At 64.8% G+C, this 24,273-nt stretch carries 20 protein-coding genes and 1 pseudogene; 4 read left to right on the top strand and 17 right to left on the bottom strand.

The window, feature by feature from the left end; all coding sequences use genetic code 11:
• The 3 genes and pseudogenes from AC1HIY_RS17455 to AC1HIY_RS17445 all read left to right on the top strand — a co-directional run.
• Nucleotides 1-824: pseudogene (locus AC1HIY_RS17455) on the top strand (hypothetical protein); the annotation flags it as partial.
• Between the two features lie 19 nt (nucleotides 825-843).
• A complete protein-coding gene (locus AC1HIY_RS17450) occupies nucleotides 844-2,427 on the top strand; it encodes a hypothetical protein (RefSeq protein WP_479578079.1) in 1,584 nt (527 codons plus the stop codon).
• The gene (locus AC1HIY_RS17445) at nucleotides 2,427-3,737 is read left to right on the top strand and encodes an NAD(P)-binding domain-containing protein (RefSeq protein WP_479578080.1); all 1,311 of its coding nucleotides are present in this window, start codon (nucleotides 2,427-2,429) and stop codon (nucleotides 3,735-3,737) included. Before AC1HIY_RS17450 ends, AC1HIY_RS17445 begins: the two co-directional genes overlap by 1 nt.
• A gap of 16 nt (nucleotides 3,738-3,753) precedes the next feature.
• On the opposite strand, the gene AC1HIY_RS17440 is transcribed toward AC1HIY_RS17445, so the two are convergent.
• The 12 genes from AC1HIY_RS17440 to AC1HIY_RS17385 all read right to left on the bottom strand — a co-directional run bounded on the left by AC1HIY_RS17440 (nucleotide 3,754) and on the right by AC1HIY_RS17385 (nucleotide 17,880).
• Nucleotides 3,754-4,296, bottom strand: coding sequence for a CvpA family protein (locus AC1HIY_RS17440; RefSeq protein ID WP_479578078.1), 543 nt, complete (start codon nucleotides 4,294-4,296; stop codon nucleotides 3,754-3,756).
• Nucleotides 4,297-4,337: 41 nt separating this feature from the next.
• On the bottom strand, nucleotides 4,338-4,805 hold the full coding sequence (locus AC1HIY_RS17435) for a GatB/YqeY domain-containing protein (RefSeq protein WP_479578077.1): 468 nt from the start codon (nucleotides 4,803-4,805) through the stop codon (nucleotides 4,338-4,340).
• A gap of 169 nt (nucleotides 4,806-4,974) precedes the next feature.
• Nucleotides 4,975-5,760 carry a PEGA domain-containing protein gene (locus AC1HIY_RS17430; RefSeq protein WP_479578076.1) on the bottom strand — a complete coding sequence of 262 codons (786 nt, stop codon included), beginning with the start codon at nucleotides 5,758-5,760 and terminating at the stop codon, nucleotides 4,975-4,977.
• Between the two features lie 77 nt (nucleotides 5,761-5,837).
• Nucleotides 5,838-7,043, bottom strand: a complete 1,206-nt coding sequence (locus AC1HIY_RS17425) for a PQQ-binding-like beta-propeller repeat protein (protein WP_479578075.1) — start codon at nucleotides 7,041-7,043, stop codon at nucleotides 5,838-5,840.
• Nucleotides 7,044-7,062: 19 nt separating this feature from the next.
• Nucleotides 7,063-10,023 (bottom strand): BamA/TamA family outer membrane protein, encoded by a 2,961-nt coding sequence (locus tag AC1HIY_RS17420; RefSeq protein WP_479578074.1) that lies wholly within the window; start codon nucleotides 10,021-10,023, stop codon nucleotides 7,063-7,065.
• Between the two features lie 290 nt (nucleotides 10,024-10,313).
• Nucleotides 10,314-12,611, bottom strand: coding sequence for a rhodanese-like domain-containing protein (locus AC1HIY_RS17415; protein WP_479578073.1), 2,298 nt, complete (start codon nucleotides 12,609-12,611; stop codon nucleotides 10,314-10,316).
• 163 nt (nucleotides 12,612-12,774) lie between these two features.
• Nucleotides 12,775-14,658, bottom strand: coding sequence for a phosphoenolpyruvate--protein phosphotransferase (ptsP, locus tag AC1HIY_RS17410; protein ID WP_479578072.1), 1,884 nt, complete (start codon nucleotides 14,656-14,658; stop codon nucleotides 12,775-12,777).
• A gap of 29 nt (nucleotides 14,659-14,687) precedes the next feature.
• Complete coding sequence (locus tag AC1HIY_RS17405) at nucleotides 14,688-14,957, bottom strand: HPr family phosphocarrier protein (protein ID WP_479578071.1); 270 nt, start codon at nucleotides 14,955-14,957, stop codon at nucleotides 14,688-14,690.
• 156 nt (nucleotides 14,958-15,113) lie between these two features.
• Entirely contained in the window at nucleotides 15,114-16,124 is a 1,011-nt protein-coding gene (locus AC1HIY_RS17400; protein ID WP_479578070.1) for a polyprenyl synthetase family protein, read from the bottom strand.
• The gene (locus AC1HIY_RS17395) at nucleotides 16,121-16,786 is read right to left on the bottom strand and encodes an adenylate kinase (RefSeq protein ID WP_479578069.1); all 666 of its coding nucleotides are present in this window, start codon (nucleotides 16,784-16,786) and stop codon (nucleotides 16,121-16,123) included. The genes AC1HIY_RS17400 and AC1HIY_RS17395 overlap by 4 nt, the downstream gene beginning before the upstream one ends.
• A gap of 108 nt (nucleotides 16,787-16,894) precedes the next feature.
• Nucleotides 16,895-17,419 (bottom strand): hypothetical protein, encoded by a 525-nt coding sequence (locus AC1HIY_RS17390; protein ID WP_479578068.1) that lies wholly within the window; start codon nucleotides 17,417-17,419, stop codon nucleotides 16,895-16,897.
• Between the two features lie 5 nt (nucleotides 17,420-17,424).
• Entirely contained in the window at nucleotides 17,425-17,880 is a 456-nt protein-coding gene (locus AC1HIY_RS17385) for a phage holin family protein (protein ID WP_479578067.1), read from the bottom strand.
• A 172-nt stretch (nucleotides 17,881-18,052) separates the two neighbouring features.
• Between AC1HIY_RS17385 and AC1HIY_RS17380 the strand changes: the two genes are divergently transcribed.
• A complete protein-coding gene (locus AC1HIY_RS17380) occupies nucleotides 18,053-18,331 on the top strand; it encodes a NifU N-terminal domain-containing protein (protein WP_479578066.1) in 279 nt (92 codons plus the stop codon).
• 15 nt (nucleotides 18,332-18,346) lie between these two features.
• On the opposite strand, the gene AC1HIY_RS17375 is transcribed toward AC1HIY_RS17380, so the two are convergent.
• The 5 genes from AC1HIY_RS17375 to polA form a co-directional block, all read right to left on the bottom strand.
• On the bottom strand, nucleotides 18,347-19,384 hold the full coding sequence (locus AC1HIY_RS17375) for a hypothetical protein (RefSeq protein WP_479578065.1): 1,038 nt from the start codon (nucleotides 19,382-19,384) through the stop codon (nucleotides 18,347-18,349).
• Nucleotides 19,381-19,722 carry a DUF190 domain-containing protein gene (locus tag AC1HIY_RS17370; RefSeq protein WP_479578064.1) on the bottom strand — a complete coding sequence of 114 codons (342 nt, stop codon included), beginning with the start codon at nucleotides 19,720-19,722 and terminating at the stop codon, nucleotides 19,381-19,383. The genes AC1HIY_RS17375 and AC1HIY_RS17370 overlap by 4 nt, the downstream gene beginning before the upstream one ends.
• Nucleotides 19,723-19,733: 11 nt before the next feature.
• Entirely contained in the window at nucleotides 19,734-20,129 is a 396-nt protein-coding gene (gene crcB / locus AC1HIY_RS17365; protein WP_479578063.1) for a fluoride efflux transporter CrcB, read from the bottom strand.
• Nucleotides 20,130-20,222: 93 nt separating this feature from the next.
• On the bottom strand, nucleotides 20,223-21,218 hold the full coding sequence (locus tag AC1HIY_RS17360) for an acyl-ACP desaturase (RefSeq protein WP_479578062.1): 996 nt from the start codon (nucleotides 21,216-21,218) through the stop codon (nucleotides 20,223-20,225).
• Nucleotides 21,219-21,447: 229 nt separating this feature from the next.
• Nucleotides 21,448-24,246: a DNA polymerase I gene (gene polA, locus AC1HIY_RS17355; protein ID WP_479578061.1), complete on the bottom strand. Its 2,799-nt coding sequence runs from the start codon at nucleotides 24,244-24,246 to the stop codon at nucleotides 21,448-21,450.
• Nucleotides 24,247-24,273 lie beyond the last annotated feature (27 nt).

The following is a 24,273-nucleotide window of genomic DNA, read 5'->3' as shown; positions in this document are numbered from 1 at the left end:
GCGGCGCCTTCACGCTCATGGACACGGCCTGCATCGCCTGTCATGAAGCGGACTATGACGGCGCGCAGTCGATCGACCACCGGGCGCTGGGCTTCCCCACCGACTGCGAACAGTGCCACACCACGCTTGGATGGATTGGAGCCGATTTCGATCACGCCGTCGCCTCGAACGGCTTCGACCTCGTCGGTGCGCACGCGGAAACGCAATGTTCGAGCTGTCACCTCATGCCTGGTCTGGAGCCCATCTTCCCGACTACGGATCCGGATAATTGCGTCGCCTGCCACCAGAGCGACTACGACCGCGAGCACGCCGGATCGGGCTTCCCCACCACCTGCCTCACCTGCCACTCCACCGACTCCTGGGACGCCGAGGACTTCGACCACGCCGCCGCCTCGAACGGCTTCGACCTCGTCGGTGCACACGCCCCGCTCGCCTGCGAGAGCTGCCACGCCCTGCCGGGACTCGACCTGCTCTTCGACCCTGCCGACGAGAACGACTGCGTCGCCTGCCACCAGAGCGACTACGACCGCGAGCACGCCGGCTCGGGTTTCCCCACCACCTGCCCCACCTGCCACTCCACCGACTCATGGGACGCCGATTTCAACCACGACAGCGACTATTTCCCCATCTTTTCCGGCAAGCACAAAAATAAATGGGATAGCTGTCAGACGTGCCATACGGATTCCAACGATTATCAGGTCTTTTCGTGTCTGACGTGCCACGAGCACAACCGGTCCAAAATGGACGATGAGCACCGGGAGGTCAGAGGCTACGTGTACGACAGTCTACAGTGTTACGCATGCCATCCGGACGGGAAGGATTAATGATGGGGAGGAGACATCCATGAAACGACGCCTTATGTTGATCGCGCTTGGTTGTGTGCTCTGCACGGCCACATACGGCCAGGAGAAGCGCGTGAACGTGACGGTCCAGTACATTGCCGGCCCCAATGTATACCTCGATGCGGGGACCGGAGAAGGACTTGCGCCGGGAGACACGCTCCAGGTGATGCTTGAGACCGGGCAAGCAGGCTTCTGGCGGGTGATCAGCAGTTCTCGAGCGAAGTCGGTCGTCACCTTTGCCGGGGCCTCTTTCCCCGTCACGCGTGGTGAGACGTTCGTCATCATTTTCACCCCCCACAGAACGCTTCGGCCCGAGGCGAAAACCGAGGCAGGCGAAACATCGGCCCAGGAGGCTCGCACCTCCATCATGTCCCGAACGACGGCTTCGAGGCGAAGGCGGCCGGCGTCCCGGCGGCGCGTCCGGATCAACGGGCGGCTCTTCATGGAGATGAACACCCTGCGATCCTCGACGCGCTATCAGGCCAACAGCCTCGTCTCCCGCGACCGCACCTTCCTGACGCCGACGGCCGGCCTCCGGGCCTCGATTTCCAATCTGCCGGGCGGACTTCGCGTCAACGTCAACACGCGCGTCTCCCAGCGTTCGAGCGTCAATAGCACGGTGGGCAATCTCCGTTCGTTTCGGATCTATCAGGCCAGCATCGAGCGCGCGTACGACGCGGTTCGGTTCAAGGCCGGGCGCTTCTACGATCCTTTCGAGAACTTTAGCGGATACTGGGACGGCCTCCTCGTTCGATTCGGAGAGGATGGATTCGGGGGTGGTTTTGCCGCCGGTTTCGAGCCGGTTCGCGCCGATGAACAATTCTCCTCGGAACGTCCGAAAGCCACTGTTTTCCTGGATTATCAATATCGAAAAGGCGCCGTGCGCTATGAGGCCGAGACTTCGTTCCACCAGGTGCGCCCTCAAAACGACTACGACACCCACACTTTTTTCGGCTGGTCACAATCGTTTCGATGGGATCGCTTGCGGCTGAGCCAGAACCTGCAGGTGGACCGCCACCCGACGACCGGCGCATGGGAGATCAGCCGTCTGCAGCTCCGCGCTTCGATCCCGATCACGCGCCACCTCCTCGCCACGGGGCGGTATTTTCTCCGCCGACCGTACGTGCCGACGCGCACAGGGAACCCCTTCGGCCTCCGCCGTGACCAGGGCAACCTGGGACTGATGATAACGTTCTCCGGCGGCACGATGGGACTGAACGTGAGCGGCAACCGCGTTCGGGGCGCCTCGCCCAACTACACCTACTCCTCCTACCTCAACCTCGCGCGCATCGGGCTGCTGGGGCTGGGCGTAAGCGCCTCTGCCAGCTATTGGAGCCGGGATTCCGCCGCTACCCTGTACGTCTCCGGCGGCCTCAGCCGCACGTTCGGACGCCTGCGTTCACGCCTGCTCTTCTCGCGCTACCGGAACGACTCCGGAACCACCCGGCTGTCCTCGCACACGATCACGCTCTCGCTCAATTTTCCGCTCTACCAGCGTTTTTTCGCCGGCATTCAGGCCCGAACCCAGTTCGGAAAAAACCTCACGAGCACCAGCCTGTACACCAGCCTCTGGATGCGTTTGTGATGGATATCGACGTGCTCATCATATGGATCCTTGGCGCGGGGCTGTTCGCGGCGGCCATGCTCCCGTTCTATCTCAAGAAGAAACGGATGGAGCATGCCGCCCGAGAAGCCGAGGCGGTGGCGCACAAGTACGGACTGAACGAACCGGCAACCCTGCACCCCATCGTCGATCCCAACACGTGCATCGGCATCGGCAACTGCGTGCAGGCGTGCCCGGAGAAAGACGTTCTCGGCCTGCTGAGCGGGCAGGCGCGACCGATCAGCCCCGCCCGGTGCATCGGCCACGGGCTGTGTGAGCGCTCGTGCCCCGTCGAAGCCATCCAGCTCGTCTTCGGCACCGAGAAACGCGGCGTCGAGATCCCCCGCATACGGGAAAACTTCGAAACCAACGTGCCCGGCATCTACATCATCGGCGAGCTCGGCGGGATGGGGCTGATTCGCAATGCATTCGAGCAGGGACGTCAGTGCATCGACGGCATCGTTCGAGAGAAACGCCCCACCCCGGACGACGCGCTCGACGTGCTCATCGTCGGCTGTGGACCGGCGGGACTCTCGGCCTCGCTCGCCTGCCTGCACCACGGCCTTCGCTTCCGCACGCTCGAGAAAGAAGACGTAGGCGGAACGGTGCGGTATTACCCGCGCAAAAAACTGGTCATGACCCGGCCGCTGAACGTTCCCGGCTACGGGGTGATCAGGCGCAGAGAGATTCTGAAAGAGGACCTGATCGCATTGTGGCAGGACATCATCGCACAATCCGGCCTCGAAGTACAGACCGGCGAGACGGTCACGGAACTCTTGCCGACCGAAGACGCCTGCTTCCTCGTCACTTCCGACCGCGGCCTGTACAAGACCCGGCGCGTGGTGCTCGCCATCGGAAGGCGGGGCGTGCCGCGCAAACTAGGGATCCCGGGCGAAGACCTGCCGAAGGTCGCCTATGCCCTGCGCGAGCCGGAAGCCTATCAGGGCGACCGCATCGTCGTCGTCGGCGGCGGCGATTCCGCCGTGGAGGCCGCGCTCGCCCTCGCCGATCAGCCCGGAAACGACGTCGCGATCTCTTACCGGCGCGACCACTTCTCACGCATCAAACCGGACAACCTGCAGCGCATCGAGGAAGCGGTCGCACAAAAGAAAATCGAAGTGCTGTGGAAGACGACCCTGCTCGAGATTCGTCCCGACGAGGTGCGCTATCGGAACGGCGGCGTCCACGCGTTGCCGAACGATTACGTGTTCATCTTCGCGGGCGGCGTGCTCCCGACGGGTTTCCTCAAGCAGTGCGGCATCCGGATCGACACCAAATTCGGGACGCCTTGAGCGCGCATCGAGGCGCTTACGGCATACCGTCGGGAATCGCCGTGCGGAGGCGCTGCCCGAACCGGTCCGAGAGCCGTTCCACCTTCGGAAACCTCTCCGAGACGTAGTCCCACGTCTGCGGCAGGACTCCGGCCACGGGCACGTACAACGTGGAGTCGCGCGCGAGCTCTTCGCCCGGAAGATCGGCGTAGCTGAGCACGAGGAAAAGGACGCTCAGCGCGAGCGCGGCCTTGAGCGCACCGAGCGCGCCGCCGAGGGCCCGGTTCACCGTCGAGAGGCGGAGTGCGCCGATGAGCCCTTCGGCCATTTTCGCCAGCGCAAAGACGGCCACCTGCACCGCCAGGAAGACGAGCACGAAACCCACCAGCGGCCCGACGTTTTCCGAGAGTCCGAGGCTGTTCGAGGCCATCTGCCCCACCGTCCCCATCAGTTGAACCGCGAGGATGAATGCCAGCGCCAGCCCGACGATGCTCGCGACCTGCCGGATCAGTCCCGTCGAGAAGCCATGCACGACGCCTGCGGCGAGGGCGAAGAGGATCACGAGGTCGAGGATGTTCATGACGTCTCAAAGAGGATGGAAGGGAGCGATCGCGCGGGGCTTCAGCCCGCTTTCTCCGAAAGCAACTCGCGTGCCACCGCCTGCACCATGCGCCCGTCGGCTTTCCCGCGAAGCTGTTTCATGGCGAGGCCCATCACCTTGCCCATATCCCGGGGCGAGGACGCGCCCGTCTCGGCAATGACCCGCTGCACGACCGTACGGACCTCCCCCTCGTCGAGTTGCCGGGGCAGGTAGTCCTTCAAGACCTCCAGTTCTTCCCGCTCCTTCGCGGCGAGGTCCTCACGCCCCGCCTGTTCATACTGTTCGAGGGCGTCCCGCCGCTGTTTGGCCTGTTTTTGCACGACGGCAAGCTCCTGCTCCTCCGTCAGCACGGCTGCTCCGCCGCTTCGCTCGGCGATCTCCCGCTCCATGAGCGCCGCCCGGAGCGATCGGATGGTGCGCAGACGGACGGCATCCCGGGACCGCATGGCGGCCTTCAGGTCTTCGGCAAGCTTTTCTTTGAGCGACATGGGGCGTGACCGTTCTTCGTGAGGTGGACCTTTACCGGGCAAGGTAAACGTCCGCCCCGAAGAACGAAACCGCGAACGCGTCCTTCGTTCGAAAAATATTACCCCGGAAGGGCGCATCGGAGCGCCGCCTTGCGAAACGCACAAGCCTTCTCCGGCGGCGAAGCATCGTTCACCGGAAAATCAGCCGGATGGCGAAGACCCCGAGACCGACCTGACTGACGCCCAGCGCAATGCCGGAGTACGTGTCGAAGCGCTCGATGGTGGGACGGAGCGACGGGTCGCCGGTCTCCCGATAGCGATCGAAGCGATGATCGGCCTTCGTCTTGAAATGCACGGCCAGCGCGCCGGCCGCCACCGCCGTCCCGACGGCGACGTAGTCGATCCACGCGCGCCGAGGCTTCGGCGGCCGCCACGAGAGCTCGGGCGAAGCGTCCTCGCGCGAAGACGGCGCGACGGGCGCGAGGGCAAAGACGTATCGGTTCCACACCTTCGCTCCGGCTTCGACGCGGGCAGTCTCGTACCCCGGCTTTTCGATGAGGAGCTCGCCGGTCAGCGGGTCGTCCGAGCGATAGGTCAGCGGCGTCTGGCCGAGCGTTACCCGCCCCTGCTCGGAGACGAAGTACACGGAAGCGCCGAAGGGGATGGACTCGACGCGATAATAGTAGGGGAACGACAGTCGGAGCGCGAGCGTGTCGCCGGGTGCGAGGGCGCCGAGCGGAGCATGGACCGTCTCGATGCTCCATGCGTCCACCGCCGGGGGCACGAGGCGGAGCACACGGGCGCCCTCCGGGAGCACGAAGACGGCCTTCGAAGCCGGACCGAGCCACACCGAGTCCGCAAAAACCATCGCGTGCGGGTCGTTCGTCTCGAGCTGGAGCACGGCGCCGGACTGCCCGAAGCTCACGCTCGTCCCGAACGAGAGGAACAGAAGGAGGATCGTTGACGCTCGACGCATGGGGAGTCCCGGGCTGGGTGACAAACTACGATCGTTCTTTGCGGGGTGTTTTCAGGCGAAAAAGATCGAAGGGCTGCTCATTTTCCCGCCGCCAGGGCCTTCTTTGCGGGGCGGAAGAGGTAGACCTCGTGCGGCTCGGTGAGCACTACGAGGATGCCGTCACGGGCGGCCATGGGCGACTTGACCCGTCCCTTGAGGCGGTGCTCCCACCGCTTTTCGCCCGTGCTCCGATCCACGGCATAGAGCCACCGCCCCATCGTCCCGACGTACACGGTATTTCGGGTGATGAGCGGAGGCGCCGTGATCGCGTCCGGCGCTTCGAACGTCCACCGGAGCGCGCCGGTGGCGGGGTCGAGGGCGCGGAGCACGCCGTCGGAGCCGCCGAAGACGAGGTCGTCGCCGGAGATGGCGGGGGCGGCCAGGCGCACCGTCGGGTCGGGGACCTCGAAGACCCAGCGCACGGCGCCCCGGTCGGCGTCGAGGGCAAAGAGGCGCGCGCGGGTGGTGGCCAGGAAGAGCGTATGCCCGTCCGTCGTCGGCGTCGCCTCCACGGGCGCGTCGAGGTCGCGCGTCCACACCGGCGCGCCGTCCTCCGGGCGCAGCGCCGCCACGCGCCCCCGGTCGTCGGCCACGAGGACGTGTCCGGCCCGGCTCACCACCGGCGTGGCGAGGACGGAAGCGCGCTCATCGAGCGTGGCCGACCAGAGCTCTTCCCCCGTTTTGACGGCGACGGCGTGCGCCTTGCTCTCGACGTCCACGGCGATGAGGACGTCGTCGAGCAGGAGCAAGCCCGCCTCGATGGGCGGCAGGTCTCGGCGCGCCCACCGCTCTTTGGCCGCGACGAGATCGTACGCGCGGAGCGTCTGCTTCCCCCAGGCCACGGGCACGAAGAGCACCCCTCCGGCGATGACCGGAGACCCTTCGATCACGTCGCCGAAGCCCTGGGTCCCCAGCTTCTTCCCGTCGCTCCGGTGCATCGCGACGACCTCGCCCTTCCGCGTTGCCGCGAGCACGGTCTCGCCGAGGATCAAGGGCGAGACCGGACCGAAGCCCGCGCCGGCATTCACGGTCCACGCCTCTTCGAGCGGCGGATCCAGCGTCACGTCGGCCCGGTTTTCCCGGCGGGGCGAGTCCCCTTCCGTGAGCCAGTCGTCCGCATCCACCACCTTCGCGTGTTCCAGCCGAAGCACGGTGCATCCGGCGAGGCCGAGCGCCAGCGCGAGCGCGGCGAGCCGGAGCCGCCCCCGTCCGTCCCGATGCCTGCCCGAGCCGTTCGTATGCATTCTCACGCTGCGCACCGTTCTAAAAATCGAATCCGAAGAAAAACTGTTTGAACTTTTTCTCCCGCACCTTGAAGCCATCCCGATAGCGATAGCCGATGTCGTATCGAAGCACGAGGCCTCCGAAGAGGTTCAGCCGGAAGCCGATGCCGGCCGAGCCGAGCGTCTCGCCGGCGAAGATCGCGGGTATCTTGTCGTTGTAGCCGTCGTTCCAGGCGTGTGCGGCGTCGAAGAAGAGCGCCCCGCGCAGGCTTCGGATGCCGAACGGTTCGAGGATCGGCAGAAGGATCGAGGGCGCGTTCACGATCGGGAAGCGGAGTTCCTGTGAGGTGAACCACATCTTCGAGCCCCGCACGTCGAGGAAGGGAAAGCCGCGCAGGTCCCAGCTCCCGCCGAGGACGAAGAGCCGCGCCTCGCGTCCCTGGTTGATGCGCCCCATGAACCACGAGGCGAAGGTCACCTGCGAGCCGAGCCGGAGATAGTGCCGCACGTCGGCGATGACGCTGAAATAGCTCACGTTCGAATAGAGCACGTCGGTCGTATAGGCGAGCGTCAGCCGGCCGCGCCACCCGTCGATGGGGCCGTTCATGTAATAGAGAGCATTGTCGTGCACGAGGGAGACGGCGTTCGAGAGCAAAAGCGCGTCCCGGTCGATGTTTCTCACGTCGATCTCCTTGTGGTCCCAGTTCATCGAGGTGCTGAACTCGACGCGGCGAAACTTCGAGAGGGGATAGCTGATCGAGCCGAAGCCGCCATAGATCGTCTCGTAGACGAATGGGAATTCGGCGGGCGCGTCGGGGTCGGTGATGTCGTACCGGCGTCCGCTGAAGCGATAGAGGCCGTATCCGATGTTGGCCCGGCGGTGGAGTTGAAAGCGGGCCACGGAGAAGCTCAGACTCCGGAGGAAATCGCGTTGCGTGGTTCCGGTGTTGAGCAGGGTGAGAAAGAGGTGGTCGTCGCCGAGCATGTCCGAGAAGGCCAGCACCGCGCCTCCGGTCGTGCCGAGCACCGGGCTCTGGCTGACGACGCCCTGCGCGAGGTCGAGCTTGTAACGTTTCTTGTAGGGAACGGTTTTGACGCCGTTGACGCCGACGTCGAGGTGGGCGAAGGCCCACGTCTCTCCGGTCTGCGCGAGGTCCACGTCCTCGACCTCCTTCGGGGAGGCGATAAGCGAGTCGACGCCGGCGAGGTTCCGGATGGTAAAGCTCAGCCCCTCGAAGCTCGTAAAGACGATGCGCCCGTCTTCGGTCCATACGGGGTCGAAGGCGGCGGTCGAGAGGCTCGTCAGGCGTCGGAGGGTGCGGGAGGTCGAGGGCCGAAGCGCCGCCTCGTCCACCGGCGCGGACGTCGAAGCGACGGCGGGGGTCTCGCCGAGGGTCGGCGTCATGTCCGCCACCCAGAGGTCGATCGGACCGAAGTGCCCCGTGCTGTCGAGGCGGGTGCTCGTGAAGACGAGGTGGGCGCCGTCCGGGCTCCAGCGCGGCGAGAAGTCCCGGCGCTTGCCGAAGGTCACATAGCGCACCTGCCCCGTGTCGAGGTCATAGGTGAACAGGTTGTAAAAGCCGAAGCGGCCTTCCGAGGTGCGATCCGAAGAGAAAGCGATACGCTTGCCGTCGGGTCCCCACGCCGGGTCGCGCTCGTCATAGGCGTCGTCGGTGAGCCGCTGCAGGGCGTCGCGCGCCACGTGGTAGACGTACAGATCACTGTAGCCGCTCCGGTCGATGGAGGAGAAGACGAGCTTCGATCCGTCCGGGCTCCACGAAGGCGAATAGATGGCCACGAGGTCGTCGAAGGCATACGTTTGGAGCAGCCGGTCGCGCACGAGGTCGTAGACGTGCACGACGTCGCGCCCGCCGCTCTGCGTCACGAAGGCAAGCTTGCCGTCGGCCGAGACGCTGATGCGGCTTTCGAGCAGATGAAACGCCTCGAAGCGGTCGTTGCGCTCTCCCCGCACCACCACCTCCGGATCGCCGACGGGCCGGTACAGGGAATCGACCGGCGTCGCATACACGTTCGTGTACCCCGTGCGATTCCCGACGAAATAGACCTTCCGGGTTCCGTCTTCGAACCGGAAAAACTCGGGCTTGGCGTTGAAGCCCTCCGCCGCGATCCCCCCGGCGATGATCGACGGAATCTCGACGTCCTCGAGCGCCGGATAATATTGCTCCTTGAGCCAGTCCTGCCATTTCTTCGAGATGACGTGGAAGTTCTCCTTCAAGGTGTAGGCCATCACCTTCGAGAAGTCGTGATCCATCCAGATGTTGTCGATGAGCCGGAGGATCTTCTCCTCGCCGTAGACCTCGGAGATGAACCGGAAAATAGACTCGCCCTCCTTGTACATGACGAAGGTCCCGTAGATGCGGAACATGTCTTCGAGCGGGACGAGATAGTTGGCAAAGAGCGCGTCCCGGATGACCATCTCGTGCTGATGATCGGGCGGCCCCGACCAGTACTCGGCCAGCCCCTCGGTGAACCATAGCGGCACGAACCGATCCGGCGGCCTCCGGTGATCCCGGAGCACGCGGAGGATTTTGTTGAACGTGAAGACGTGGACGAGTTCGTGCCGGATGACTTTCCGGAACTGATGGATGTTGCCGTTGGCGGGGATGACGACGCGACCCTTGAGGAACTCGAAGAACCCGCCGACGCCGTCCGGGATGAAGCCCGGCGTGGTGTTCGTCTGTTTGAAGTGCAGGTTGGACGAATAGAAGATGATCGGCGTGCGATGGTTCAGCGAGAAGTTGAACCGGTTTTGCAATTCCTTATAGACTTCCTCGGCGAAGAACGCTCCCTGCCGCGCCAGGGCCTGCATCTGCGGATAAAAATAGACGTCGAAGTGTTCGGTCTGAAGCACTTCCCAGTCGAAATCCTCGTACTGAATCTTGTTGCGCCCGAAGTGATAGCCGTATTGCCCGTGCGCGGGCGCGACGACCGCCAGGCTCAGCGCGACGATGAACAGGCCGAAGAGCTGTCGTGATCCCATAACGCAGCGCGGACGATGTGTGGAAACGCATTGCTCGACGGGACGGCGGCGCGTCTCTCCCCCGGTATCGCCGGGCGCCCTTCCCGTCCTGCCGCGACCTCCCTCCGCTCCCGGTCCCTTACCGAACACGAACGCCTCGGGATCGCCGTCGAACAAGGTAAGAGGAATGATCACCTTAGCCAAGGCAAACCGAGGTGCTCCGTCCAAAAACGCCCCTCGCCGGGCGGGCTTCGCCGATGAACGGCGGCGCAAGGACGAAGGGCGCGCGGGCGGGCTCGGCGCATCCGGGTTCAGCCCGCCGAGTCGCGCTCCCGGTTCGTGCCGAAGACCGAGCGGAGGCGCGCCTTGCGCTTCGAGCGCTTCTCCGGCACGCGCGGGAACGCAACGGTGAACACGGTCCCCTTGCCGGGGGTGGTCTCCACGGTGATCGTGCCGTCCATCCGTTCGACGAGGTGCTTGACGATGGCCAGCCCCAGCCCGCTGCCCTCATAGGAGCGGTCCATGCCCGTGCTCTCCTGCTTGAACGCCTCAAACATGTGTGCCAGAAATTCCGGCCCGATGCCGATGCCGGTGTCCCGCACGCGAATGTGGACCCGGTCCGCTACGGGGCAAACATCCAGTTTCACCCCCCCCTCGCTCGTAAACTTGATCGCGTTGCCGATGAGATGGTTCAGGATGCGATCGAGCGCCGAGTAGTCGAGCAGGGCCTCGACGTCACTGACCTCCCCGAGCGCCAGCGTGAGACCTTTACGATGAGCCAACGGCTCCAGGAAAACCAGCTTGTCTTGCACAACCTCCAGCACACGCACCGGCTCCTTGTTGAGCGATACGCTTCCGGACTCGATCAGGGAGAGGTCCAGCACCGAGTTGAGCGTGTCGAGAAGCCGCTTGCCGCTGTTATCGATCAGGTGGATGAACTCTCGGAGTTCGTCCGAGATCTCTTCGGAAAGAATAGCCGTGATCCCCAGAATGCCGGCCAGAGGCGTGCGGATCTCGTGGGTCATGTTGCTCAGGAAGGCCGATTTGAGCCGCGACATCTCCTCGGCTTCCTGCTTGGCCTTTCGAAGATCGCGCTCGATGCGTTTGCGTTCGAGGAGTTCGGCCTCGAGCTTCCGGTTCATGACGGCCAACCTGGTCTGCGCCTGCTTCCGCTCGGAGATGTCGATCAGGTAGATCGCCAGCCCCTCCCCCGCCGGAGAGGTGCGAACGTTGAACCATCGCTCTTTCGACGGGAGACAGACTTCAAAATCTGTCCTTCCGTCACCCCGGAGGGCTTGCGTCAAGGGCTCCCGTAGTTTATCGGCGAATTCCGGCAACGCATCCCACAGATCGAGACCCAGACTCTCGGAATAGCTCTGCCCGAGCAGAGCGATGCTTTTCTCGTTCAGATAGGTCAGTTTCCAGTTCTCATCCACGACCAGAAAGGCATCCTGAAAATTGGCAAGCATGACCGAGAGACGCCTGCCGAGGTCACTGAGTTGCTCCCAGGCCTGATCCCGGGCTTTCGCCCGGGCCTCGCGCGCGCTCGTCCCGACGCCGCCGCCCAGCCGGTTGCCCGGCGAGACGCTGTATATGTCGCAATAATGATGATCTCCCATCTCATAGGAGACGATCTCCACCGGCCAGCCCGCCAGGATGTCCTGTCGTCGCGTGTAATTTTTCGTCCGGCCGTCGCCGGGGACGACCTGCTGAAACGCCGCCCGGGCCGCCACGACTTTCGGCTGGGCATGCGGGACGTGGCGGAACTTCTCCCGATCGATGGGGGCCCCGACGAGATTGCCCCATTCGGTCCACGAGCCGTCATAATGCTTCACCTCCGAAATGCCCACCAGATATTTGAGCACGAACCACATGTGGGCGGAGCGTTCTCCGATTCGGCAATAGGCAATGGCCGGGCGATCCAGCGGGATGCCTTTTTGTGTTAAAAGCGCCCGGAGTTCGTCGGCGTCTTTAAAGGTTCCGTCTTCATGACAGACCTCACTCCAGGGCACGTTGTGAGCGTTGGGGATGTGTCCGCCGCGCTGGCACGTCTCCGGCAAGCCGAGCGGCGCGAGAACCTTGCCGGAGAACTCCTCCGGCGTCCGCACGTCGACGAGCGTCGCGCTTCCCGACTCGGAGGCCGCCTGCACCTCTTTGAGCAGGGCGCGCAGGGAAACGTCGGCGTCCCGGGCCGTGTACCGGACGGGGGGGCGCGGGGGCACGTCCTTCGTGAGCGGACGCCCCTCTGCGATCCACTTCCGCGTCCCCCCATTCATCAAAGAGACACGCTCATGACCGTAGATCTTCATCTGCCACAGCGCCCACGCCGCAAACCAGTTGCTCTGATCGCCATACAGAATGACGCGCGTGTCGCGGGTGATGCCGGAGGCGCCCATCAAGCGCTCAAAACCCGCCTTTGAAAGAATGTCTCTCCGAACGGGGTCTGACAGATCGGCGCTCCAGTCCCAGGCGATGGCGCCCGGAAGATGTCCGCGCACGTACGAAGTGACGTCCACATCGACTTCAATCAGACGGACGTCGGGATCGTAGAGATGCGCTTCTACCCATGCCGTCTCTACGAGTGATTCCGGAAAAGCATATCCAGCCATAAATCTTTCTCCGCGTTTGCGTCGATGCGCACCAATCTGTGAACGACCGCCCGGGAAATCGCACGGCTCCCGCCCCATGGATCATAAATCTATCGTGCGACCTCCCACGCATGCGCCTACGGTATCGGACAAACGTCAGAGAGGTAAAGATCACCCTTCCAGCTTATTTCTCGCCCGGCCGCGGATTGCCCTCGAAGAAGTACGTGAAGCCGCAGGCGTGCTCGCCGAGCCAGTGGTCGAGCTTTTCTCGGACCTCGTCCGCCGTCAGGGCTTCGAGCGCCATGCGCGCCAGCATTTCCCCCTCGGTCTTCTTCATGGCGCGGATGACGCGTTTGATGCCGGGCAGGAAGACCGGAGAGGCGCTCAGTTCGTCGATGCCGAGACCCACGAGGATCGGGACGGCGCGGGGATTGGAGGCCAGTTCACCGCACAACCCCACCGGAATGCCGTGTCGGTGCGCGGCGTCGACCGTGCGGCGGATCAGCATGAGCACCGCCGGATGAAGCTCCTCGTACAGATCGGCCACAAGGTCGTTGCCCCGATCCACGGCGAGCACGTACTGAGTCAGATCGTTCGTGCCGATGGAGAAAAAGTCGGACTCGCGCGCAAAAGGATCTGCCTGCAGGGCGACCGACGGCACCTCCACCATCACGCCGACGGGCGGGTTGGCGAGGATCTCAACGCCTTTCTCCAGAAGTTCGCGCTCGACATCGATGAGGTGTGTGCGGAAGGTCCGCAGTTCATTGATGTTGGTCACCATCGGAAGCAGGATGCGCAACGGGCCATGCGCCCCGGCCCGAAGGATGGCGCGAAGCTGCGGGCGAAGCAGCTCCGGGCGGTCGAGCAATACGCGGATGCCCCGCCAGCCGAGGAACGGGTTGTGCTCCCGGTGGGCCATCGGAAGGAGCTTGTCGCCGCCGAGGTCGAACACGCGGAACGTCGTCACGCCCGGATTCATCGCCTCGACGATCTTCCGGTAGACCTCGTACTGGCTCTCTTCCGAGATCTCGGTGCTGCCCCGCACGAGAAAGAGGATTTCCGTACGCACCAGTCCGATGCCCTCCGCCCCGTACTCTTGCAACTGACCAAGCTCTTCATTCAATTCGAGGTTGGCGTGCAGATGAAGGCAATGGCCGTCGAGCGTCTCGGCCGGGAGCGGAACGAGCTGTTTCTCTTCCTGGATGAGCCGTCGATACCGTTCCCGGCTGATGCGGTATTCAGCGAGGGTTTGCTCGGTCGGACGGATGACGACGCGCCCGCGAATGCCGTCGAGGACGATCTGATCGCCGGAGGCAACGTCTCTGGTGACGCTGTGGAGGCTGACGACGGCCGGCACCCCGAGCGCCCGCGCCATGATGGAGACGTGCGACGTGGGCCCGCCGAAGTCGAGCGCGCAACCGAGGATGCCCCGGCGGCTGAAAAGCACCACGTCGGCGGCGGTCAGGTTCTCGGCGACCACGATGGAATCCCGGGCAATGGCCGAGAGGATTTTGCCTCGGAGCAGATGACGGATGATGCGCTCCTCGATGTCGAGCAGATCATTGGCGCGCTCGCGGAGGTATTCGCTGCCGCTGGCCTCCATCTGCCGCCGGTGCTTGTCCATGACCACCTTCACGGCATAGTCGGCGTTGCGCTTCTCGCGGCGGATGTATTCCTCGACGGCGTTGTAGAGCGCCTCGTCGCGGAGCATGAGCAGTTGCGCTTCGAAGATGTCCGCGCTGTCCTCGCCGAGTTTTTCTCGGGTGACGAGGATGATCTTGTTCAGGTCGCGCTCGCTGCGGGCGACGGCCTTTTCGAAGCGTTCGAGTTCCTCCTCCACCTCGTCGTCGGACAGGAGCCGCTCTTCCACTTCGAAGGTGTCGCGGGCATACAGATACGCCGGCCCGATGGCGATCCCCGGCGAGACGCCGATGCCATCGAGCACGAGTTCGCCCTCACGCGCCTCGGCATGGGACGCGTGCAGCCCCTCCGCCTCCTTCTGGAGGGTGATCTCCGGCGTCGCTGTGCGCGCCCGCTGCTCCATGCCTGCCTTCGACTGAGTATCCATAGTTCGCCGCGACGCTTGCGCGCGCCTTTTCATTTTACTTCCCCGAACCCTTTTTCAAACAACTCTTTCATCGCCTCACAGGCTTCTTTCTCGTCCTTGCCCTCAAACACGAGCGTCAGCTTCGCCCCCTGTTCGGCGGCGAGGGTCATCACCCCGATGATGCTTTTCCCGTTGATCTCATACCCGTCTTTCTGGATGAAAAAATCGGATTCGAACTTCGACGCGGTCCGCACGATCATGGAGGCGGGGCGGGTGTGGAGCCCGGCGCGGTTGGTGACGGTGACTTCGCAGACGATCATCCGAGCGTGTTCGATTGGTTGGAGATATTTGGAGGGGGCGCCGCCGTCAAGATAAGACATCGAGGCAGCCGAAAGGAAGTGCCTCTGCGGGGAAGCCCGGGGATTGTCGGGGAAGACGACGGAGATGCGCCCCCGATGCGCGCGTTCGGATGCGCCCTAATGCAACCGCGCCCGCATCCGGTCGATGAGCCAGTGCAGGGTCTCGCGCGCGGGGGAGCGCGGGAGCGTCTGCAGGCGTTCCAGCGAGTCGGCGGAGTGTCGCAGGACCGCCGCGCGGGCGTCGTCGAGCACGCCGAGGCGCTCCATGCGCGCGCGGGCCTCGTCTACCTCGCCTTCGGGCAAGCCGCCGGCCTCGACGATCCGCCGGAACCACGCGTGTTCCTCGCCTTCGGCGCGTTCGAGGGCGCGCAGAAGGAGGTACGTCTTTTTCCCTTCCATGAGGTCGCCGCCGATGACCTTCCCCCAGTCCTGATGGTCGGCCGTAAGGTCGAGGAGGTCGTCCTGTATCTGAAAGGCGCGGCCCACGTTCCGGCCCACGGCCCGAAGGACCGCTCGGTCGGTCTCCGGCGCATCGCCGACGAGCGCGCCGAGGTCGAGAACGGCTTCGAGGAGCGCGCCGGTTTTTCGGTCGATCATGTCGAGGTAATCTGCGACGGTGAGTTCGGCCCGTGTCTCGAAGGCTTCGTCGAGGGCCTGTCCCTCGCACAGCCGGACGACCATGCGGTGAAACGCGCGGTGCATCTCGGAGAACCTCGGCGTCCGGGTCTGCGCCAGGAGGTCGTAGGCCAGCGCCATGAGGTAATCGCCGCAGAGGATGGCCGTGCCTTCATCCCAGCGCTCGTGGACCGTGGCCCGCCCGCGTCGGGTTGCGGCGTGGTCCATGATGTCGTCGTGGACGAGCGTGAAGTTGTGGAACACCTCGACGGCGAGGGCGGCGGGCATCGCACGCGCAACCTCAGCGCCGTAGATCTCGGCGGCGAGGAGCAGGAGCACGGGGCGCAGTCGCTTGCCGCCGCCGGCCAGCACGTAGCGCACCGGCTCATACAGTTCCGGCGGCTCCGCACCCATCTCCAGCGCCGCAAGGGCCGCGTCGACGCGGTCGCGCAGGGCCGCCACGCGCGCCCCGTGATCGATCTCGGCGGAGGGCAACGTCACGGGTTCGCTCATGGCCGGACGCGCCCCGACTCGACCGGTCCGGACACTTTTTCGAGAACGGCTTCGATGCGCCGGTACACCTCCTCCATCGTCCCCACGCCGTCCACACGGTAGAGCTTGCCGCAGTTCTCGTAAATCTCCTCGACGGGGAGCGTCTCGGCGCGATAGACCTCGAGCCGTTTGCGGATGGCCTCGGGCCGGTCGTCGGGGCGCTGAAAGATGCGGTCGGGGTCGAGGTCCGGCGGCGGGGGCTTGAAGTCGAGATGGTAATTTTCGCCGGTGACGCGGTCGACGCGGCGCTTCGAGAGCCGGTCCACGATGACCTCGTCGGGGACCACGATGCTGATGACCGCATGGAGCGGGGCCTCGTGCGCCTCCAGGAATTCGTTGAGCCACTGCGCCTGCTCGACGGTGCGCGGGTAGCCGTCGAGGACGAAGTCGTCATAGCCCGTCTCGGCAATGGCCGCTTCGGCGAGTTTGCGGACGACCTGGCCGGGCACCAGTTTACCGTCATTGACGTAGGAGGCGGCTTCCCGCCCGAGCGGCGTGCCCTCCGCCATGGCCTGACGAAGCATCACTCCGGTCGAGATGTGTCGGAGACCGCGTCGTTCCGAGAGCAGATGCGCCTGGGTTCCTTTCCCTACCCCCGGCGGGCCAAACAAGGCTATTCGCATAATCGAAAATATCTTTGCTTTCATCGAGGCCCCGCCATCCTACCGGGGGCGATCCTTGAAAGACAAGTTATCAATCCTGTTTTTCGGGCACAAACGATGCCGGGAGCTTCACGGAGCTTTCGTAGCCCGCTCGGCCTCGGCGTCGGCGTCGCCCGTCTCCCCCATGAACTTCGCGACCGCCGATTCCATGGCGTTATGAAGCGCGATGGAGATGAACATGCGGCCCGCCGTGGAGACGAGCGAGCGCAAGAGCCCCGGCTGTTCGTCGGCTCCGCGGTCGAGCACGAGGGGGGCGCGCGCCCGAAGCGCCTCACGCAGGGCGTCGCGCGGCGCGAGGCCCCGGCGCATCAGGCGCTCCGCGTCTTTCGCCACGATCTCATAGAAATCCCGGGCGAGCGTGCTCTCGCCCTGCTCCTTCGCCTTCCGGCGGCGCTTGCCGCCGAGGAGCCAGCCTACGGCAAGCCCGCCCGTGAGCGTCGCGCCGACGGCCAGCAGCGGATGCCGGAGCACCTTCTTCACCGAGTGTCCGGCCGAACCCACCTCGCTCTTGAGGGTGTCGAGGCGACGCGCAATGGAGGCGTCTTTGCCCGCGAGCAGGGCTTCGAGTTCGGCTTTCGTCCGGGGCTTCTCCATGCGCATCAGGGTTTCGTCTTCGTCAGGGCCGGTGCGGCGGGAGGCGTCCGGTCCCTCGCGGGCGGCTCCTCGTCCCGCATCTTCACCATGCGCGGCTTCAGGAGGCGGAGCGCGACCGCGACGAGCGCGAGCAGCCCCGTGACGGCCAGAAAGCCCCACGCATCATGCCCGAGCCAGCTGCCGAGTCCGAGGGCGAGCGCGGTCAGCCCAAAGACGAGCGCCAGGAAAGCCACCACGGCGAGGATCACGCCGAGGAGCGCCTGGTTGAGCTTTCGCTCCAGCCGCTCCTCCATCTCGATCTGCACGAGCTGAATCTTGAGATCGACCCAGTCCTTCACGTCGTCGATCAGGCCGCGCGTCTCTCGGGCGAGTCGCTCGACCTTGTTCGCGCCTTCGGGCAGCGCATGCCCGGGGCCGGGCGCGCCGTCGCTGAGCGTGGGTCTGGGATCGGTATGCTCCATCTGGGCCGGGATGCTCTCGTTCGTTCGTTGCGTTTTCGTACCCCCCCCTCCTGCAATAGTGCCGCTCCGAAATCAACTCGTGCAAAGAATACTCATTTTTTCACGTAAATTGCTCCGCTCGCGTGCTAAAATGCCGTGCATTCGAAGTCGCCTTCACCCGACCCCACCGCGCATGTCCAGCTTCCGTTTTCATGGGACGCCCAACCCGAACAGCCTCAAGATCACGACCGACCGGGGCGCGTTCATCGCCGAAGGGATGCGCTCGTTCGCCGGCGCCGAAGCAGCGGCGGACCACCCGCTCGGCGCGGCGCTCTTCGAGATCGAGGGCGTCGTGAACGTCTTCATCCTCCCGCAGTTTCTCACCGTCACCATCGCTCCCGGGACCGACTGGGACGCCATCCTCCCCGCCGTCGAAGCGGCGCTCGAACGCCACTTCGAGCCGGCGGCGTGAACGCCCGGAGGAAGCTCAAAGAGCGGCGAGGAACTCCAGAAGCGGGTCCGAAGGGTCGAGCGAGGGTCGATGCGCCTGCCCGGGCGCCGTCCACGGGAGCGAGGCCGGGAGCCTTGCGGCCACGTCCGCCCGCGCGACGACGCATGCGAGCGCGTCGGCGTGGTCGATGAGCCACCGGCCCACCTCATCGAGGCGGTCGTATTCAGACCACCGGAGATGCCCGGGCGCCTGCGGCTCCGGCGCGCCCTTGCTCATGAGAAACACCAGCCCCTCACCATAGGCATGGGGTGCGCCGAAGGCTTCGAGCATGGCTTTCTGCATCTGAAGCGCGCCGGGCGTGCGGGGGTGCGCCGGAAAGACGCTCCGAAAGAGGGCGAAGGCTTCGAGGTACGGATCCGGCGGCGTCTCGCGGGGAGCGAAGAGGATCGCCACGTTCCGGGGACTGAGCCCCTCGTGGAGCAGCGCGTCTTCGGCGAGTCCCTCCCGCTCGGCCTCGCTCTCCCGCCCGTCGAGGACCGCGACGGAGTAACGCGCCGCGCGGTGGAAACACCGTTCCGGTGGAATCTCGCCCGCCGCACAGGCCCGCGCCTCGTCGCCGCCCCCTGTGACGAGCGCTTGAGACGCCCGCCCGAGCGCCTCGGCCGGGAGAAAACGCGCGGGGAAGTCCGGCGCGTGCCGGCGCACCTCTTCGACGAAAGCGGGCAGGAGATGCGGCGAAGTCTCCGGGAGCGCGCCGAGCCATCGATGCCCCATGAGCGCAACCGCCAGCCCCTCGGTGAGGTCGCCCATCGGCACGCGCCCCTCATGGAGCACGCCGACGGCGCCCGGGCGAGCAGCGACGCGTTCGCCGAGCCACGCGCCGAGCGCCTCCGGCGTCAGTCGGTGCATCTCCACGTTCACGGCATAGGCGAGGGCCTCTTCGGTGAATCGGTTCGGCGCCTCGAGGGTCCTCGCCACCGCCTCGGCGCGCGCGGGATGCGCGGGATCGCGCCAGACGAGCGCCGCCGCCGCCACCGCCTCGATGAAGGCCGTTCTTCGCTCCGCCTCGCTCATGCCCCGCCGTCGTGACGATACTTGATGATGCGCACCTTCTCCATCGTCACCAGGCCTTCCCGGACCGTCTCGTCGAGAAACGGCAGAATCATCTGCACCCGCTCCTCGGTATCGACGATCTCGATGACGACCGGCAGATCTTCGGAGAGACGAAGCAGCCGCGACGTGTGGATGCGGCTGGCCGCGCCGAAGCCGGCCATCCCCCGCAAGACGGTGGCCCCGGCCATGTTCAACTCCCGCGCCTTCCGCACGATCTCGTGATAGAGCGCGCGCCCCTGATGCGTGTCCGACTCCCCGATGAAAATGCGGAGGAGGATGCCTTCTTCCGGTAGTTTCATGGCGACGCACCCTATCTGAGTTGAGCGAAAAGATAACGCGCACTGAGAAAGCCAAGCGCCACGGCGAGCAGCGCGAGCACATTGCTCGCGAAAAGGTTCACGACGGCGAGACGGAGTTCTCCCTCACGGACAAGGTTCAGACTTTCCAGGGCATACGTCGAAAAGGTGGTGAACGCGCCGAGCACGCCGATGAAGACGAAGGGGGTCCACCGGGGCCCGAAAGGCGTGCGTTCCGAGGCCGCCCAGAGAAAGCCGATGACGAATGAGCCGAGGACGTTCACGCTCAGCGTGCCCCACGGAAAGCCCGTCCCTGCCCACCGATACGCCCACCCGGAGACGAAGTAACGTAGCAACGCGCCGACGGCCCCACCCGCCGCAATCAGGGAGAACTTGACGAGGCTCGACATAATCGCTCGCGCACGAATGAAGCCGGTTCGATGCCGGGAGACGACGCCGGGAGAAGACCGTCCGGCATGAACGAAGAGCGGTTCTCTTACCGCCTATTCCATCGAGAACTCGCGCCCGTAGATGAAGTCGAAGCGGAAGGACTTGATCCGGCTCCGGCGCTCCATATACTCGGCCACCCGCTGAAGCCGCTTCGGGATCTCCAGGATCTTCTCCTGCGCTTTCCGTCCGGCCTCGTTCAGCCCCGTGCGCACGTCGATCTTCCAGTACGCGATCGCCTCTTCGACGATGGCCTTGTAATCCCACGGCCCGTAGATGCCCGTACGCCGCACGATGTCGGCCATGTCCTTGAAATTCGGCATCGAAATGCCGGGCATCTCGATGCTCGGCATGATGGCGAGCGCGGACTGAAGCGCGCGGTTCGGATCCACTTCGAGGATGGCTTCGAAGACCTTGCGGTAAAACGTGTAGTGCTTTGCCTCGTCGGCGGCCACGCTTGCGAGGATGCCTTTGAGCAACGGCTCTTCCTCCCCGACGACGCGCCCGGTGTTCCGGTGCGAGAACTGCGTGGCGCGCTCCTGAAGCGTGGTGTAGACGAACACGCGATACGGGTCCTTGTCCCACTCGGGCGTGAAGCCCGCTTCCTGATAAGCATACTGCATCATCTCGACTTCGCGCCACTTGAACAGACGCGCGTCGCGGGCATAGTCCCGAAGCACACAGCCGTGCCGGTCCTCCTCGGCGGTCCAGAGGAAGTTCCACCGACCCCAGATGCTTTTGTCTCCGAGGTAGCGCGAGATGATGCGGTGAAAGTGGGGCAGCCCCTCCTCGGTGAGCAGGTTGAGCACGACGGAGACGCGCACCGAGTCGGCGATGCCGCGCGCGCGTTCGCGCAGTTTGCTCAGCGTGCGGTCGTCGTCCTCGTCCATTTTCTCGTCGGAGGGCAGGAAGTCGCTCGGAAACCAGAGGCGGCGCTTTTTCACGTGCTCGGTCATCATCTCTTCGACGACCGGTTCGATCTCCTTGAGCACGGCGGTTTTGGCTTCGAGCTCATAAGCGTCCGAATGCTCGGGGGGTATGATCACGTCCATGATAACGGGGTGGGTTGGGGTAGAAACGGAGACCGCCCGTCTTCCGGGATGGAGCGAGGGGGTCAAGGATGTGTGGCGGGCCTGAAGTTGTTGACGCCGTCGTAGATCGTGGCGATCCTACGTACAACTATATAATTCTGCAGGAAGACAATCCCTAAACCGGAGACCGCTTTCGCATAATCTTAACGGTTTACCCCCCGGGTTCCGAAAGGTTGCCGGACCGGGCGGATCAGTGCGCGTCGAGCCAGTTGTCCCCCACCCCCACGTCCACCTCGATGGGCACGTCGAGCGGGAGGGCATTCGTCATTTCGTGGGTCACGATCTTTCGGAGGCGCTCCACCTCTGCGGGCGGCGCCTCGAAGACGAGTTCGTCGTGCACCTGAAGGAGCATGCGGCTCTTCAGGCCCTCGGCGGCGAGGCGGTCGTGGAGCCGCACCATGGCGAGCTTGATCATGTCCGCCTGCGTGCCCTGCATCGGCATGTTCACCGCCACGCGCTCGGCGAAGGAACGGACGGTGCGGTTGCGCGAATGGATGTCCGGCACGTACCGGCGACGCCCGAGAAGCGTCTCGACGTACCCTTTCTCCCGCGCGCGCTCCACCTGCAGGGCCAGGTATCGCGCCACGCCGGGGAACGACCGTTTGTACTGGTCGATGAGCGCCTGCGCCTCTTTGACCGAACACCGGAGCCGCTGCGCCAGGCCGAAGGCCGAGACGCCGTACGGGATGCCATAGTTGACCATTTTCGCCTTCCGCCGTTGCTCGCGCGTGACCTGCTCGGGCGGCACGCCGAAGACGCGGGCCGCCGTCGCCGTGTGGACGTCTTGCCCCGTGCGGAAGGCCTCCTTGAGCGCCTCGTCGCCGCTGAGCGAAGCCAGGATGCGCAGCTCGATCTGCGCGTAGTCGGCGGAAAGCATCTTCCACCCTTCCTCGGGCACGAAGGCCTTCCGGATCTCCCGCCCGCGCTCGGAGCGCACGGGGATGTTCTGAAGGTTCGGGTTCGAGGACGAGAGTCGGCCCGTGGCGGTGACGGTCTGGTTGAAATTCGTGTGGATGCGTCCCGTCTCCGGGTGGATGAGCTTCGGGAGGCTGTCGACGTACGTGCTCTTGAGCTTGGCGAGCTGCCGCCAGTCGAGGATGAGGCCGGGCAACGGATGCTCCGTCGCCAGTTCCTGAAGGACGCTCTCTTTCGTCGAGGACTTGCCGGTGGAGGTCTTCGAGACCACGCGAAGGTCGAGTTTCTTGAAGAGGATCTCGCTGAGCTGTTGCGGCGAGGCGATGTTGAACGGCTCCCCCGCCAGCTCGTAGATCTGCCGTTCGAGTTCGACGAGCTCTTTTTCGAGCTGTTTCGAGATCTCGCGGAGCACGTCGGGGTCCACCCGGATGCCCGTGCGCTCCATGTCCGCGAGGACGTAGATGAGCGGAAACTCCATCGTCTCGGCGATCTCCCGGAGGCCGAGTTCATCGAGCTTTTGGCCGAGGACGTCCGCGAGCTGAAACGAGATGTCGGCGTCTTCGCACGCGTACGGCCCCACCTCGTCGAGGGGCACGTCGCGCATGGAAAGCTGGTTCTTGCCGGTCCCGATGAGGTCGCTGATGGGAACCATCCGGTAGTTGAGATACTGCCGTGCAATGGCGTCGAGGCTGTGGCTCTCTTCGGGGTTGATCAGGTAGTGCGCCACCATCGTGTCGAAGAGCGGGCCCTCGAGTTCGAGGCCGTGGCGGGCCAGCACGACGACGTCGTATTTGATGTTTTGCCCGATTTTTTTGATCGGCGCCAACGGCCTCAACGCTTCGAGCACCGCCTCGGTCGTCGTGCCGTCGGGCAAGGGTGTGGGCACGTACCGCCCCTGCTCCGCCGCCCAGGAGACGGACACGCCCACGAGCGAGGCATACATCTGATCGGTGGAGGTCGTCTCCGTATCGACGGCCAGACGCTCTTGCGTGCGGATCTCGGCCACGAGCGCCTCGAGCGCCTTGCGGTTGCGGATGATCGCATAATCCGCCGTCTCGACGTCGTACCGGCGCACGGCCTCGTACGGGCCGAAGTCGAACGACAATTCATCCGCTTCGACCGGCGCAGCCGAGCCGCCGAAAAGGTCGCCCTGACCGCCGCCTTCCCTGTCGCCGAAGAGCTTTTCGACGCGGCTGAGCAACGTGTTGAACTCGAGTTCACGGAAGAGCGCCCGCACCCGGGCGAGGTTCGGCTCCCGCATGTGCAGCGCGCGCCAGTCCAACCCCACGTCCACGTCGGTCTTGATCGTGACGAGCCGCTTGCTCAGAAGGGCGTCCTCGGCGTGATGCATCAGCCCCTCCCGCGCGCGTTTGCCCTTCACCTCGTCCACGTGTTCGAGCAGGTTCTCGACCGTTCCGTATTGCCGGATGAGCTTCATCGCCGTCTTCTCGCCGATGCCCGGCACACCGGGCACGTTGTCCGAGGCGTCGCCCATGAGCGCGAGGATGTCGATGAACTGCATCGGCTCGACGCCGTACTTCTCTCGGAACGTCTCGACGGTGATCGGGTCGAACGTCTCCCCCCGATAGGCGGGGCGGAAGATCGATATGTGGTCGGAGAGCAGTTGTTGAAAATCCTTGTCGGGCGAGACGATGACCACGTCGGCGCCGTCGGCTTCGGCCTGCCGGGCGAGCGTTCCGATGACGTCGTCGGCCTCGACGCCTTCCCGCTCGATGACGGGAATGTCGAGCGCGCGGACGATCTCTTTGATGATCGGGATGTTGGCGACGAGGTCTTCGGGCGGAGGCTCGCGATGCGCCTTGTATTGCTCGTACATCTCGTCGCGAAACGTGCCGCCCGGCCCGAGCACGTCGAAGACCACGGCGATATGCTCGATCTCGTGCTCCTCGATGAGCCGGAGGAGCGCCGCCGTGAAGCCGTACGCGGCGGAGGTGTTCTGTCCTTTCGAGTTGATGAGCGGACGGCTGATGAACACGAAGTGCGCCCGGTAGGCGAGCGCCATCGCGTCGAGGAGATACAACGTTTTGCCGTCGCCGTTCTTTTGCTTCGTCATGGTGCTGTCGGAGTGAGCGCGCGCCGC

Source organism: Rhodocaloribacter sp. (assembly GCF_056451265.1).
Note: the sequence above shows the minus strand (reverse complement) of the source record. Positions and strands in the feature narration are given on the sequence as shown.